At 67.0% G+C, this 14,318-nt stretch carries 14 protein-coding genes; 2 read left to right on the top strand and 12 right to left on the bottom strand.

Annotation, left to right across the window (positions count from 1 at the left end; all coding sequences use genetic code 11):
- Window positions 1-43: 43 nt before the first annotated feature.
- The 10 genes from phnD to SB751_RS03510 all read right to left on the bottom strand — a co-directional run bounded on the left by phnD (window position 44) and on the right by SB751_RS03510 (window position 9,492).
- The gene (phnD, locus tag SB751_RS03555; RefSeq protein ID WP_410747784.1) at window positions 44-1,024 is read right to left on the bottom strand and encodes a phosphonate ABC transporter substrate-binding protein; all 981 of its coding nucleotides are present in this window, start codon (window positions 1,022-1,024) and stop codon (window positions 44-46) included.
- A 94-nt stretch (window positions 1,025-1,118) separates the two neighbouring features.
- Entirely contained in the window at window positions 1,119-1,967 is an 849-nt protein-coding gene (gene phnC / locus SB751_RS03550; protein WP_144197483.1) for a phosphonate ABC transporter ATP-binding protein, read from the bottom strand.
- Between the two features lie 130 nt (window positions 1,968-2,097).
- The gene (gene rng, locus SB751_RS03545) at window positions 2,098-3,561 is read right to left on the bottom strand and encodes a ribonuclease G (protein ID WP_144197484.1); all 1,464 of its coding nucleotides are present in this window, start codon (window positions 3,559-3,561) and stop codon (window positions 2,098-2,100) included.
- A gap of 82 nt (window positions 3,562-3,643) precedes the next feature.
- The gene (locus tag SB751_RS03540) at window positions 3,644-4,258 is read right to left on the bottom strand and encodes a Maf family protein (RefSeq protein WP_144197485.1); all 615 of its coding nucleotides are present in this window, start codon (window positions 4,256-4,258) and stop codon (window positions 3,644-3,646) included.
- A gap of 43 nt (window positions 4,259-4,301) precedes the next feature.
- A complete protein-coding gene (gene rlmH, locus SB751_RS03535) occupies window positions 4,302-4,781 on the bottom strand; it encodes a 23S rRNA (pseudouridine(1915)-N(3))-methyltransferase RlmH (protein ID WP_144197486.1) in 480 nt (159 codons plus the stop codon).
- Window positions 4,782-4,839: 58 nt separating this feature from the next.
- Window positions 4,840-5,607: a ribosome silencing factor gene (rsfS, locus tag SB751_RS03530; protein WP_144197487.1), complete on the bottom strand. Its 768-nt coding sequence runs from the start codon at window positions 5,605-5,607 to the stop codon at window positions 4,840-4,842.
- Between the two features lie 45 nt (window positions 5,608-5,652).
- Window positions 5,653-6,360: a nicotinate-nucleotide adenylyltransferase gene (locus SB751_RS03525; protein ID WP_149136487.1), complete on the bottom strand. Its 708-nt coding sequence runs from the start codon at window positions 6,358-6,360 to the stop codon at window positions 5,653-5,655.
- Window positions 6,361-6,371: 11 nt separating this feature from the next.
- Window positions 6,372-7,283, bottom strand: a complete 912-nt coding sequence (hemF, locus tag SB751_RS03520; protein WP_144197489.1) for an oxygen-dependent coproporphyrinogen oxidase — start codon at window positions 7,281-7,283, stop codon at window positions 6,372-6,374.
- A 132-nt stretch (window positions 7,284-7,415) separates the two neighbouring features.
- Complete coding sequence (gene purD / locus SB751_RS03515; RefSeq protein ID WP_144197490.1) at window positions 7,416-8,684, bottom strand: phosphoribosylamine--glycine ligase; 1,269 nt, start codon at window positions 8,682-8,684, stop codon at window positions 7,416-7,418.
- Between the two features lie 82 nt (window positions 8,685-8,766).
- The gene (locus tag SB751_RS03510; protein ID WP_144197491.1) at window positions 8,767-9,492 is read right to left on the bottom strand and encodes a YebC/PmpR family DNA-binding transcriptional regulator; all 726 of its coding nucleotides are present in this window, start codon (window positions 9,490-9,492) and stop codon (window positions 8,767-8,769) included.
- Between the two features lie 167 nt (window positions 9,493-9,659).
- On the opposite strand from SB751_RS03510, the gene SB751_RS03505 reads away from it, so the two are divergent.
- On the top strand, window positions 9,660-11,204 hold the full coding sequence (locus SB751_RS03505; protein ID WP_144197492.1) for a helicase HerA-like C-terminal domain-containing protein: 1,545 nt from the start codon (window positions 9,660-9,662) through the stop codon (window positions 11,202-11,204).
- A gap of 95 nt (window positions 11,205-11,299) precedes the next feature.
- Here the strand turns inward: SB751_RS03505 and upp are convergent, their stop codons facing one another.
- Together upp and SB751_RS03495 are read right to left on the bottom strand one after the other, a co-directional pair.
- Window positions 11,300-11,950: a uracil phosphoribosyltransferase gene (gene upp / locus SB751_RS03500; RefSeq protein ID WP_144197493.1), complete on the bottom strand. Its 651-nt coding sequence runs from the start codon at window positions 11,948-11,950 to the stop codon at window positions 11,300-11,302.
- Between the two features lie 158 nt (window positions 11,951-12,108).
- Window positions 12,109-13,083, bottom strand: coding sequence for a Bug family tripartite tricarboxylate transporter substrate binding protein (locus tag SB751_RS03495; protein WP_144197494.1), 975 nt, complete (start codon window positions 13,081-13,083; stop codon window positions 12,109-12,111).
- A gap of 272 nt (window positions 13,084-13,355) precedes the next feature.
- On the opposite strand from SB751_RS03495, the gene SB751_RS03490 reads away from it, so the two are divergent.
- Window positions 13,356-14,243: a DMT family transporter gene (locus SB751_RS03490; protein WP_144197531.1), complete on the top strand. Its 888-nt coding sequence runs from the start codon at window positions 13,356-13,358 to the stop codon at window positions 14,241-14,243.
- Window positions 14,244-14,318 lie beyond the last annotated feature (75 nt).

The raw sequence follows: 14,318 nt of genomic DNA, 5'->3' as shown, positions 1-14,318 counted from the left end.
AAGGCCGATGGCAGCGCGCCATCGGCCCTGGGCGGGGTACGGCTTACTGGGCGCTGATGGCCTTGTCGATCTCGGCCAGGCGGCGCGACACGTCAGCCAGCTGCTTTTCCTTGTCGGCGGCGGTCAGCGTGGTGTCCGTCTCGATCTTGGACTTCTGCTTGGCCAACTCGATCTGGCGGATCGGCAGCAGCTGCGCGTCCGACGACACGCGGAAGCCCTGGTAGGTCAGCGTGGTCAGCACCTGCTTTTCGCGCGCGGCGTCGGCCCCCTTGCCGTAGTTGACGAAGAAATCCTGGATCTTTTTCTTCGTCTCGGCCGGCAGGTCCTTGCGGTAGACCATGGGGTCTGCGGCGATCAGCGGGCTCTTCCACAGCACGCGCACCTCGTCATAGGCATTCTTGCCCGTGTTGATGCGATAGCGCTCGAAGTTCTCGGTGTTGTTCACGGCCACGTCCACCTGCTTGTTCAGCACGGAGAGCAGGTTGGTCTCGTGGTTGCTGATGCGCACGGCCTTGAACAGCGTCTTCGGCTCCACCTTGTGGGCGCCCCACAGGTAGTAGCCCGGCACGGCCGTGCCGGACGTGGAGTTCGGGTCGCCGGCGCCGTAGGAGAGCTCCTTGCCGCGCTTGATCACGTCTTCCACGGTCTTCAGGTCGCTGTCCTTGCGCACGACCAGCAGCGACCAGTAGCCCGGGTTGCCGTCCTTGTCGATCACGGAGGCGAACACCTCGCCGTTGGCGCGGTCGACGGCTTCCATGGCCGACTTGTTGCCGAACCAGCCGATCTGCACCTTGTTGAAGCGCATGCCTTCGATGATGCCGGCGTAGTCGGAGGCGAAGAACGGCTTGACCGGCACGCCGAGCGCCTTGCTCAGGTCGTCGATCAGCGGCTGCCAGGCGGACTTCAGGTTCGACGACGATTCCGTCGAGATAAAGCCGATGTTCAGGGTCTTGGCGTCCTGGGCGTAGGCGGGCAGGGCCACGACGCCCGAGGCGACCACGGCGAGAAAGGTTCTGCGAAGCATGTGTGACTCCGTTTCGGATGAGTCGTTGTGGATAACGGCAAATGACCGCAAGACAGCGGGAAAGCGAAAACGGGGTGCGATGACGCGGCGGCGTTCAGGCGGCTGCGAGGTTCATCGTCACCATGGCCGGCACCGGCATGGCGCTGGTGGTGTCGGCCTGGTCGGGTACCGAGTCGTGGAGCAGTTCGTCGGCCTCGGTGCCGTACAGGTCGCGCAGCATGCCCGGCGTGAGCGCGGCGGACGGGCCGTCGTAGACCACCTTGCCCTGGCGCAGCGCCACCACACGGGGGCAGTAGCGCATGGCCACATCTACCTGGTGCAGCGACACCACCACGGCCACCTTGCGGGTGCGGTTGATCTGCGAGAGCAGGGCCATCACGCGGCGCGACGATTCCGGGTCCAGCGAGGCAATCGGTTCGTCGGCCAGGATGACCTTGGCGTTCTGCACCAGCGTGCGTGCGATGGCGGCGCGCTGCTGCTGGCCGCCCGAGAGCGTGGAGGCACGCTGAAACGCATAGTCGTCTATACCAACCTGGGCAAGTGCATCGAGGCCGGCTTGCACTTCATCAGCCTTGAACAGGCGGAACAGGCTGCGCCAGGCCGGGATGCGGGTGAGCATGCCGACGAGCACGTTGGTGATGACCGGCAGGCGGCCGACCAGGTTGAACTGCTGGAACACAAAGCCGATCTCGGCGCGCACCTTGCGCACGTTGCCGGCCAGGCGGCCCTGGCGCTGGATGGAGCGGCCATTGACCAGGATCTCGCCGGCGTCGCCGGTCACGAAGCCGGCCACATGGCGCAGCAGCGTGGACTTGCCAGAACCCGAGGCGCCCAGCAGGGCCACCATTTCGCCCGGCGCGACGTGCAGCGTGACATCGTCAAGCGCCTTGCGGTCCGCGCGGAACGATTTGCTGAGTCCGCGGACTTCGATTGCATGCGTCATGTCGACTCCCTTGCTTGAATGACTTGGCGCATTCTGGGGGGAGCGGATGACAGAACGATGACGTGGCGCGGGAGAGTGTGGGGGGAATGTCTGCGGGGTGAGGTATTGGGCGCGTGGCGCCCAATGCACTTTACATCAGGATGATGTCGTACTGTTCCTGATGGAACGTGGATTCCACCTGGAGCGAAATCGGCTTGCCGATGAAGTCGTTGAGCATCGCCAGATGCTGGCTTTCTTCCTCGAGGAACAGATCGATCACTTCCTGGGAGGCCAGGATGCGGAACTCGCGCGGGTTGAACTGGCGGGACTCGCGCATGATCTCGCGCAGGATGTCGTAGCAGACCGTGCGCGGCGTCTTGACCTGGCCCTTGCCCGAGCAGACCGGGCACTGCTCGCACAGCACGTGCGCCAGCGACTCACGCGTACGCTTGCGGGTCATCTCCACCAGCCCGAGCTGCGAGAAGCTGTTCACCGTAATCCGGGTGCGGTCCCGGGACAGCGCGCGCTTCAGCTCGGAGAGCACCGCGTCGCGATGCTCCACGTTCTCCATGTCGATGAAATCGATGATGATGATGCCGCCGAGGTTGCGCAGCCGCAGTTGCCGGGCGATGGTGTGCGCGGCCTCGAGGTTGGTCTTGAAGATCGTGTCGTCGAAGTTGCGGGCGCCGACGTAGCCGCCCGTGTTGACGTCGATCGTCGTCATCGCCTCGGTCTGGTCGATCATCAGGTAACCGCCGGACTTCAGGTCCACCCGCCGCGACAGCGCCTTTTCGATCTCGGCGTCGATATTGAACAGGTCGAAGATTGGCCGCTCGCCGGTGTAGTGCGAGAGCCGGGGCAGCACGGCCGGGGTGTACTCCTGGGCGAACTCCACCAGCTTCTGGTAGTTCTCGCGCGAGTCGATCTGGATCACGCCCGTGGCGTCGTTGATGAAGTCGCGCAGCACGCGCTGGGCCAGGTTCAGGTCCTGGTACAGCAGGCTGGTGGCCGGCTGGGTGGTCGCGTTCAGGCGGATCGACGCCCAGATCTTGCGCAGGTAGGCGATGTCGTTGCCGAGTTCGTCGTCGCTGGCTTCCTCGGCGATGGTACGCACGATGAAGCCACCACGCTCGTCGCGCGGCACCAGCCCCTGCACGCGGGCGCGCAGCGCCTCGCGGTCTACCTCGCCCTCGATGCGTTGCGAGATGCCGATATGCGGGTCCTGGGGCAGGTACACCAGCGTCCGGCCGGCAATGCTGATCTGCGTGGACAGCCGCGCGCCCTTGGTGCCGATGGGGTCCTTGATGACCTGCACCATCAGGGCCTGGCCCTCGAACAGCGTCTTTTCGATGGCGAGCTGCGCGGTGCCGTTCTTGTCGGGGTCGCGCGGATGCCAGATGTCGGCCACGTGCAGGAAGGCCGCGCGCTCGAGGCCGATGTCGATGAATGCGGATTGCATGCCCGGCAGCACGCGCACGACCTTGCCGAGATAGATATTGCCCACCAGCCCGCGCGTCAGCGTGCGCTCGACATGCAGTTCCTGCACGGCGGCCTGCTGCACGATGGCAACGCGCGTCTCTTGCGGCGTGATGTTGACGAGGATGTCTTCAGTCATAGCGATGGATGCGCGCTGCCGTGTTGTCGGCGGCTTGTTGTTGTCGTTCGGCGCCGGGCGGGATGGCTGCGGGACGGGGCGCTCAGAAGCGCAGGCCGGCCTCGCGCAGCAGGGCCGCGGTCTCGAACAAGGGCAAGCCCATGATACCCGAATAGCTGCCGTCGATTCGTTCGACAAACTCGGCCGCGCGGCCCTGGATGCCGTACGCGCCAGCCTTGCCGAGCGGCTCGCCGCTGGCCACGTAGCGGGCGATCTCATCGGCGTTCATCGGCCGGAAAGTGACGTGCGAGATCGACAGCGCATGGCGCTGGCCGAGTGTGGAAATCACGGTCACGGCGGTCAGCACGCGGTGGGTGGTGCCGGCGAGCGCGGCCAGCATCGCGGCGGCATCGTCAGGGTCGGCCGGCTTGCCCAGGATGTCGCCACCCCGGCATACCGTGGTGTCCGAGGTCAGAATCGGATGGTCGGGCAGGGCGCGGCGCTCGCGGCGGCGCAGGGCGGCCTCGGCCTTGAGCGCGCAGACGCGCTGCACGTAGGCGTCGGGCGTCTCGCCGGGGAGCACGGCTTCGAGCGCTTCGGCGTCCTCGTCGTCATCGGCGAGCAGCAGTTCGTGGGAGACGCCGAGCTGCGTCAGCAGTTCGCGGCGGCGCGGGCTTTGGGAGGCGAGGTAGAGGAGGTCGTGGGTCACGGCGCGCATCGGGAAAATCGATGCGGCGATTGTAACCGTCGGCGGCGGGAACTCAGACCCGGTGATACGGGTGGTTTTGCGTGACCGACCAGGCGCGGTAGAGCTGCTCGGCCAGCAGCACGCGCACCATGCCGTGCGGCAGCGTCAGGCTGGAGAGCCGGATCAGCGTGCTGGCGCGCGCCTTGAGGGCCGGGTCGAGCCCGTCCGCGCCGCCAATCAGGAAAGCCACGTCGCCGCCTTCGCGCTGCCAGCCGGTCAGCTGGTCGGCCAGCTGCACCGTGGTGAAGTCGCGCCCGCGTTCATCGAGCGCAACGATCCGGCATTGCTTGGACAGCGAACCGAGCACGGCGTCGATGCGCGCGGCTTCCCGCTGCATGACCGTGGCGGCGTTGTTGCTCGACGAACGGGCTTCCGGCTTGACCTCGCGCAGTTCGATGCGCAACTCCGGCGGCATGCGCTTGGCATACTCGCCGAAGCCGGTTTCGATCCAGCCGGGCATCTTGTGGCCGACGGCCACGATCACGAGTTGCATGGGCGATCTGGCGATACCTGGTGGATCGGTGCGGACGGCTTAAGTCGAATCCGCTGACTCAGGCCGAGCGCTTGCGCGGCGCGGCGGTCTTGGTCGCAGCCTTCTTGGCGGCCGGCGCCTTGCGTGCCGGGGCCTTGGCGGCGGTCTTTGTTGCCGGCTTCGTAGCGGGCTTCGTAGCCGTCTTGGTTGCCACCTTGCGGGCCGGCGCCTTCACGGCCGGGGCTTTGCGGGCCGGCGTCTTGGCAGCCGCCGTCTTGGTGGCGGCGCCGGTGCTGGTCTTGCGCACCGGCTTGCGGATGGTGGCGATGGCGTCCGGATCGGTGTCTTCGTGGCCCATCGGCGGCGAAGGTTCCTTCATGCCTTCCGGCAGCTTGGCCAGCGCCGGGCGCAGGCTCGAGGCACGGCGCGAGCGCGGGGCGGGCGCCGAGGCCTCGGCTTCGTCCTCGTCCATCGGCTCGCTGGCCTTGGCCAGGCTCCTGGCGCCGGTCAGCTTCACGCGCACCGGCTTGTCGCCCCAGATTTCCTCGAGGTTGTAGTACAGGCGCAGTTGCGGCTGGAGGATGTGCACCACGGCGTCGCCGCAGTCCACCAGCACCCACTCGCCGGTCTCCAGACCCTCGACGGCAATGATATGGCCGCCAGCGTCCTTCACCGTATCCCGCACAGAGGCAGCAAGCGCCTTGGTCTGGCGGTTCGAACTACCGCTGGCGATCACCACCCGGTCGAATAGTTCGGTCAGGTGAGTGGTGTCGAACACCTTGATGTCCTGCGCTTTGACATCTTCGAGCCCGTCGACGATGGCGCGTTGCAGTTTACGAATATCCATGGTGTCTTTCTTGTTCAGCTTCGTTCGGGATAGGGGCGAGCCGGCTCAGGGATTGCGGTACAACCCGCGACTCGCGATGTAGTGTGCCACGCCGGCAGGCAGTTGGTCATCCGCCGGCTGGCCATCGGCCAGGCGCTGGCGTAGACCGGTGGAGGACAGATCGACGGCAAGGGTCTGGTCGATCCACATCCGGCCGGAGGGCGTGCATTGTATCAGGTGCGTGTCCGCCAGCCGCTGGTTCATGGCTTCGAGCACCGGACCGTCCAGCGCGGCGAGGTCGAAACCGGGCCGGGTGGCGATGCACAGGTGCACTTGTTCGAACAGCGCCTCCCACCCGTGCCATGTGTGCAGGCGCAGCAACTGGTCGGCGCCCATCAGCCAGGCCATGGAGGTATCCGGGCCGTATTCGTCGCGCAGGTGGCGCACCGTGTCGATGGTATAGCTCGGGCCGGCCCGGTCCACCTCCATGCGGCTTACTCGTATCTTGGCGCGCGGGCTGTCCAGCGTGGCTGCGGCCAGTTCGGTCATGGCAAAGCGGTCGGCGGCGGGCGTTACCTGGTCACCCTTCTGCCAGGACTGGCCGGTCGGGATCCAGACCAGCTCGTCGAGCGCCAGATGGTCGATGCAGAGTTGCGCCAGCGCGACATGGCCGCGATGCGGCGGATCGAAGGTGCCGCCCAGGATACCCAGGCGGTACGGGCGGCCGGTGGACGGGGCGGGGTGGGTTGCGCGGGAGTCTTCAGGAACAGTCATCACACTCGCCGTCAGGCCCACTCGCGTGCCGGCAGGAAGTCGGTGTACAGCGCGGCCTCCGCGCTGCCCGGCTCGGGTTGCCAGTCGTAGCGCCAGGTCACCTGCGGCGGCATCGACATCAGGATGGATTCGGCGCGGCCGCCCGATTGCAGGCCGAACAGCGTGCCGCGGTCGAATACCAGGTTGAATTCCACGTAGCGCCCGCGCCGGTAGGCCTGGAAGTCGCGCTCGCGCGCGCCGTAGGGCGTGTCCTTGCGGGCTTCGAGGATGGGGAGGTAGGCGTCGAGGAAGGCGTCGCCGACCGATTGCATCATCGCGAAGCTGCGGTCGAAGCCCAGCGCGGCGAAATCGTCGAAGAACACCCCGCCGATGCCGCGCGCCTCGCCCCGGTGGCGCAGGAAGAAATAATCGTCGCACCACTGCTTGAAGCGCGGGTACAGGTCGTCGCCGAACGGCGCCAGCGCGGTCTTGCAGGTGCGGTGGAAGTGCGCGCAGTCATCGGCATTGCCGTAGTACGGCGTCAGGTCCATGCCGCCGCCGAACCACCAGACCGGGTCCGCATCGGGCTTCACGGCCACGAAGCAGCGCACGTTCATGTGCACCGTCGGCACGTACGGATTGCGCGGATGGAACACCAGCGAGACGCCCATGGCCTCGAAGCTGCGCCCGGCCAGTTCGGGCCGGTTGGCGCTGGCCGAGGGGGGCAGGGTGTCGCCGCGCACGTGGGAGAAGCCCACGCCGGCGCGCTCCATCACGGCGCCGCCTTCCAGAATGCGGGTGCGGCCATTGCCGCGCAGGCGCTCGGTCGGTGGCTTTTCCCATTCGTCGGTCAGGAATGGCTGGCCGTCCACGGCGGCAATGGCGTCGGTGATGCGGTCTTGCAAGCCGAGCAGGTAGGCGCGGACTGCCTGGGAGTCGATCATGATGGGCGGAATCGGATGGGCCGGTAGCGCGACGGCCGCCCGGAGGGCGCGGCCGTCATGGCGCTGTCATGATTGTACCGGCTGGACTCCCGCCGCGCCGTGAAGCTGGCGCGGGGGCGTCCGGTGCGCGCATCAGCGCTTGATGGCGCGGTAGCCAATGTCGGTGCGGAACTGCATGCCGTCGAAGCGGATCTGCTCCACAGCCGCGTAGGCAGCGCGCTGCGCGGCCTTGACGGTGTCGGCCAGGCCCACCACGCAGAGCACGCGGCCGCCCGAGGTCAGCAGGGTGCCGTCCTTGAGCGTGGTGCCGGCGTGGAACGTCACGGCCTCGACCGTCTCGGCGGGAATGCCGGTGATGGCATCGCCCTTGCGCGGGTCTTCCGGGTAGTTGTAGGCAGCCATCACCACGCCCAGCGCGGTACGGCGGTCCCAGTCCAGTTCCACCTGGTCGAGCTTGCCGTCCACGGCCGCTTCCATCACGTCCACGAGGTCGGTCTTCAGGCGCGCCATGATCGGCTGCGTCTCCGGATCGCCCATGCGGCAGTTGAACTCGAGCGTCTTCGGGTTGCCGTCCTTGTCGATCATCAGGCCGGCGTACAGGAAGCCCGTGTACGGGATGCCATCCTTTTCCATGCCGCGCACGGTCGGCATGATGATCTCGCGCAGTGCACGGGCGTGCAGCGCCGGCGTAACCACCGGGGCGGGCGAGTAGGCGCCCATGCCGCCGGTGTTGGGGCCGGCATCGGCGTCCAGCAGGCGCTTGTGGTCCTGGCTGGTGGCCAGGGCGAGCACGTTCTTGCCATCCACCAGCACGATGAAGCTGGCTTCCTCGCCTTCCAGGAATTCCTCGATGACCACGCGCGCGCCGGCATCGCCGAGCTTGTTGTCGGCCAGCATCATGTCGACGGCGTGGTGCGCTTCTTCCAGCGTCATCGCCACGACCACACCCTTGCCGGCGGCCAGGCCATCGGCCTTGATCACGATCGGGGCGCCCTGGGCGTCGATGTAGGCGTGCGCGGCGGCCGCATCGGCAAACGTCTGGTAGGCAGCCGTGGGGATGTTGTGGCGATGCATGAACGCCTTGGCGAAGTCCTTGGAGGACTCCAACTGCGCGGCAGCCTGGGTCGGCCCGAAGATGCGCAGGCCACGGGCGCGGAACACGTCGACGATGCCGGCGGCCAGCGGGGCCTCGGGGCCGACCACGGTGAACGCCACCCCTTCGCGCTCCACGAAGGCGGCGAGCACCTCGGGATCGGTCAGCGGCACGTTCTGCAGGCGCTTGTCGAGCGCCGTGCCGCCGTTGCCCGGCGCCACGTACACCACTTGCACCTTGGGGGACTGGGCCATTTTCCACGCCAGCGCGTGCTCACGTCCGCCCGAACCGACAACCAATACTTTCATGATCCACTGCCAGAAAAGAAACGCATGCGAAAAGCGGCAGCTGGCCGGGGCCGGGCTGCCGCCATGGGGCGCGGCGGAGGACTTAGTCCTCGATCACCGCGTTGGTGAAGACTTCCTGTACGTCGTCCAGGTTTTCCAGGGCGTCCAGGAGCTTCTGCATCTTGACCGCGTCGTCGCCGGTAAAGCTCACCTCGTTCTGCGGCTTCATCACCACATCCGCCAGTTCGGCCTTGAAACCGGCCGCTTCGAGGGCGGTCTTGACCGCCGGGAAGTCGTTGGGCGGGCAGGTCACTTCGATCGAGCCGTCGTCGTTGGTCACGACGTCATCGGCGCCGGCTTCGAGCGCGGCATCCATCAGCTTGTCCTCGGGCGTGCCCGGGGCGAACAGGAACTGGCCGCAGTGGGTGAACATGAAGGCCACCGAGCCTTCCGTGCCCATGTTGCCGCCGTGCTTCGAGAACGCATGGCGGACTTCGGCCACGGTGCGGGTACGGTTGTCGGTCAGGCAGTCGACGATGATCGCCGCGCCGGCCAGGCCGTAGCCTTCGTAGCGGATTTCCTCGTAGTTCGCGCCTTCCAGGCCACCCACGCCGCGCTGGATCGCGCGCTGGATGTTGTCCTTGGGCATGTTCGCGTCCATGGCCTTGTCGATCGACAGGCGCAGGCGCGGGTTGGAGTCGGCATCGCCGCCGCCAAGCTTGGCGGCCACGGTGATTTCCTTGATCAGGCGCGTCCAGATCTTGCCCCGCTTGGCGTCAGCAGCGGCTTTCTTGTGTTTGATATTGGCCCATTTTGAGTGACCGGCCATGATTCTCTCCGAGGCGGAATAGCTGTCGTGCAGCGTGCTGGGTGGCGCTTCCGGCGGCCACGCCATGTGATGGATGTGCCGATTTGCTGGCTATAATCAGCGCAGGATTTTATCACGCGGCCCCTGTCTTCCGATCTGGATGACACCGCGATTACGACGAGACCATCATGGCCGACCCCATCCTCATCGCCAAGAACGCCGACTGCGAGCTCGTACTGCTGCCCGAGATGGGGAATCGGCACGGTCTCATCACCGGCGCCACCGGTACCGGCAAGACCGTCACGCTGCAAACGCTGGCGCAGGGGTTCTCGCGCCTGGGGGTGCCGGTGTTCATGGCGGACGTCAAAGGTGATCTTTCAGGCATATCTCAGGTCGGCAAGCCCTCGGACAAGCTCAAGGCCCGCCTGGCGGAACACGGGCTGCCCGAACCGGCCTGGGGCGCCTGCCCGACCACGCTCTGGGATGTCTTCGGCGAAAAAGGGCATCCGGTGCGCGCGACGGTCTCGCACATGGGGCCGCTGCTGCTGTCGCGGATGCTCGAACTCAACGACACCCAGCAGGGCGTGCTGAACCTTGTGTTCCGCATCGCCGATGCCAACGGCCTGTTGCTGCTCGACGCCAAGGACCTGCGCGCGATGCTCCAGCACGTGGGCGACAACGCCAGCCAGTTCACCACCGAGTACGGCAATATCTCGGCGGCCTCCATCGGCGCGATCCAGCGCGGGCTGATCGCGCTGGAGTCGCAGGGCGCGGACAAGTTCTTTGGCGAGCCGATGCTGAACCTGGAGGACTTCATCCAGACCGAGAAGGGGCAGGGCGTCGTCAACATCCTCGCCGCCGACAAGCTGATGAATGCGCCCCGGCTGTACGCCACCTTCCTGCTCTGGATGCTGTCCGAGCTGTTCGAGCGGCTGCCCGAGGCCGGTGACCTGGACAAGCCCAAGCTGGTCTTCTTCTTCGACGAGGCGCACCTGCTGTTCAACGATGCCCCCAAGGCGCTGCTGGACAAGATCGAACAGGTGGTGCGGCTCGTGCGGTCGAAGGGCGTGGGCGTGTACTTCGTGACGCAGAACCCCGTGGACATTCCGGATACCGTGCTCGGCCAGCTTGGCAACCGCGTGCAGCATGCGCTGCGCGCGTTCACGCCGCGTGACCAGAAGGCGGTGAAGGTGGCCGCCACGACCATGCGGCCAAATCCGAAGCTCAATCTGGAACAGGCGATTGGCGAACTGGGCGTGGGCGAGGCGTTGATCTCGTGCCTGGACGCCAAGGGGACCCCGGTCGTCACCGAGCGGGCGTGGGTACTGCCCCCGGGCAGCCGCATCGGCCCGGCCACGCCCGACGAGTGCAAGGCCCTGATCGCCAATTCGCTGGTGGCCGGCACCTACGAGAAGACCGTGGACCGGGAATCGGCCTACGAGAAGCTGCGCGGCAGTGTGGCGACGGCCGGCAACGGCGAGACATCGGCGCAAAAGCCCGGCACGACCGCCAGGCCCGGCACCCCCCAGCCGCAGGCCGAGGAAGGCGGCAGCAGCTGGGCCGGCGACATCTTCGGCACGCTGACCAAGGGCACCGGCAAGACTGGCCGCGGCGACTCGATCCTCGAATCGATGGCCAAGTCCGCCGGCCGGACGCTCGCCTCGCAAGTCGGCCGGGAACTGGTCCGTGGCGTGCTGGGCAGCCTGCTGGGCGGCGGCGGACGGAAGAAGTAAGGCTGGTTTAGCGCAACAGCAGCAGGTGCGGGAAATGCACCGCCAACTGGATCGCGCATAAACATTGAGGCGCATCAAGCGCCTCATATTTCACATCAGTTCTTGGTGCCGAACAGCCGGTCGCCGGCGTCGCCCAGGCCCGGGATGATGTAGGCGTGGTCGTCCAGGTGGCTGTCCAGCGACGCCACGTACAGCCGCACGCCCGGGTGGGCCTTCTGGAACACTTCCACGCCTTCCGGCGCGGCCACCAGCGCCACGAAGGTGATGGCTTCGTCCTTCACGCCGCGCCGCTTGAGCACGTCCACCGCATGCGCGGCCGAATAGCCGGTGGCGACCATCGGGTCGCAGAGGATGAAGCTGCGGTCTTCCACGTCCGGCAGGCGCACCAGGTACTCCACCGGGCGATGCTGTTCGTCGCGGTACACGCCGATATGGCCGATGCGGGCCGACGGAATCAGCTCGACCAGCCCATCGCTCATGCCCACGCCGGCGCGCAGTACCGGCACGATGGTCAGTTTCTTGCCGGCGATGACCGGGGCTTCCAGCGGCACAAGCGGGGTCTCGATGCGGCGCGTGGTCAGCGGCAGGTTGCGCGTGATCTCGTAGCCCATCAGCAGCGTGATCTCGCGCAGCAGCTCGCGGAACGTGCGCGTGGACGTTTCCTTGTCGCGCATGTGCGAGAGCTTGTGCTGGATCAGCGGGTGATTGAGGATGAAGAGATTGGGGAAACGCGGATCTTGTTTCATGGCGGCGGCAGGCTCGGCGGAGGGTGGTGGGCGCGCTGGCCTGGCAAGGCAGGCGCGGCGCCCGATGCAGCGGGATTGTAATGGATGCCGCCCCGCTCCACGCGGCCATCTACGTGGTCATCGGGGCCGCCGGGCCCCGCCTTTGATCTTGCCCCGCCTCAGTCCACGGTGATGGCGGCCGACTTCGCCACTTTGCCGAAGCGCTCGTACTCGGTCTGCGTCAGCGTCTGGAGTTCGGCCGCGCTCGATCCCTTCGGATTGAAACCGGCCTGTTGCAGCTTGTCGCGCACCTCGGGGCGGACCAGCGCCTCCACGAAGGCCGCGTTGAGCGCCTGCACCACCGGCGCCGGCAGGTTGGCCGGGCCGTAGACGCCGAACCACGGCTCCACGGCGTAGCCGGGCAGGCCGGCCTCGGCCAGCGTCGGCACGTTGGGCAGCGACGGCGCTCGGGTCTTGCCGGCCACCGCCAGCGCGCGCAGCTTGCCCGCCTGGATATGGGGCAGCGAGGCGGGCAGGTTATCGAACATCACCTGGATATGGCCGCCGAGCAGGTCGTTGATGGCCGGGCTGCTGCCTTTGTAGGGCACGTGGGTCAGGCCGGTCTGGGTCATCTGCGAAAACATCGCGCCGGCCAGGTGCATCGACGTGCCAGTGCCAGCCGTGGCGTAGGTCAGCCCTGGGTGCGCCTTGGCATAGGCAATCAGCTCTGGCACGGTCTTTACGGGCAGGCTTTCGCTGACTTCCAGCACGATGGTCGAGGTGCCCAGCAGGCTGATGGCCGTGAAGTCCTTGCGGGGGTCGAACGGCACGTGCTTGTAGATATGGGGATTGAGCGCGTTCGTCGAAATCGCCCCGAAACCGATGGTGTAGCCATCGGCAGGTGCCTTGGCCACGGCTTCCATGCCGATGTTGCCCCCTGCGCCGGGGCGGTTCTCCACCACCACCGGCTGGCCGAGCTTCTCGGCCACGCGCTGGCCGACGGTGCGGGCGACGAGGTCCGTGGTGCCGCCGGCGGCGTAGGGCACGATGAAGCGGATCGGCTTGGCGGGGAAGGCATCGGCGGCGCCGGCAGGGGTGGCGGCGGCGAACAGGACGCCGGTGGAAAGGATGGCGCGGGCGAACGGGAAGGGCATGGCTCGGTGTCTCCGTGTTTTTTATATGGCAGGGTGTGGCCTGGTATCGTCTTGGCGCCCCGCCGGCAAGGCTTGGCGGGGCGCGGGCCATTGTAGGGGAAAGCTGCTGGTGCCGCGCGCGGCACCCCGGCGCGCCTTGCGCCTTTTGACATACAATCGACGCGTTCCGGCCCCGCGTCATCCTCGCGTCACCCCCTCGCGGCCGCGGCCGGCATCCGAACTCTGCGTCTCCCGTGCCTGCTTCCCAGAAGTCCCTGTCCTCGCCCGTCGAGCTGCCCGCGCCGCAGCGCTATGGGCTCGCCGTCGCGGCCGTCGGCGCCGTGCTGTTTTCCGCCAAGGCCATCGTGGCCAAGCTGATGTACCGCTATAGCGTCGATGCCGTCATGGTCATCACGCTGCGCATGCTGTTCGCGGTGCCGCTGTTCATGGCCATCGGCTGGTGGCAGGCGCGCAAGCTGCCGGCGCTGTCCTGGGCCGATCGCGGCCGGGTGGTCTTCCTGGGCTTCATCGGCTATTACCTGTCCAGTTTTCTCGATTTCCTCGGCCTGCAGTACATCACCGCCGGCCTGGAGCGGCTGATCCTGTTCCTGACGCCGTCCTTCGTGCTGCTGACCACGGCGCTGGTGTTCCATCGGCCGATCCATGCGCGGCAGTGGATGTCGCTGCTGCTGGCGTATGCCGGCATCGTGCTGGTGTTCGCCCATGACCTCGACGTGAGCGGTGCGCAGGTCTGGCTGGGCGGCGCGCTGGTGCTGGCCAGCGCCTTGTCGTATGGTGTGTACCTGATCCTGAGCGGCGAGCTGGTCAGGCGCGTCGGCTCGCTGCGGCTGGTGGCCTACGCGATGTGCGTGTCCACGGCCTGCTGCGTGGTGCAGTATGTGGCGCTGGGCCGTCCGCTGGCGGCGCTGGCGCAGCCGGCGCCGGTGATGTGGCTGTCACTCGTCAACGCGGTGTTCTGCACGGTGCTGCCGGTGTCGCTGACGATGATCGCGGTGGCGCGCATCGGCGCGCCGATGGCGTCGCAGGCGGGCATGATCGGCCCGGTTTCGACGCTGCTGCTGGCATTCTGGCTGCTCGGCGAGCCGATCACGGGCTGGCAGATCGCCGGCAGCGCGCTGGTGCTGGGCGGCATGTATCTGTTGTCGAGCCGCCGGGTCTGAACAATTTCGAGAGCAACCGGGACGCCGCACCAAGAGCCGGCGCCCGGTCTTAGCAACCAAGGAAGGAGAGCAAGC

The organism is Cupriavidus sp. SIMBA_020 (assembly GCF_046535395.1).
Classification (GTDB): domain Bacteria; phylum Pseudomonadota; class Gammaproteobacteria; order Burkholderiales; family Burkholderiaceae; genus Cupriavidus; species Cupriavidus campinensis.
This window is presented reverse-complemented; position numbering and strand designations above follow the sequence as displayed.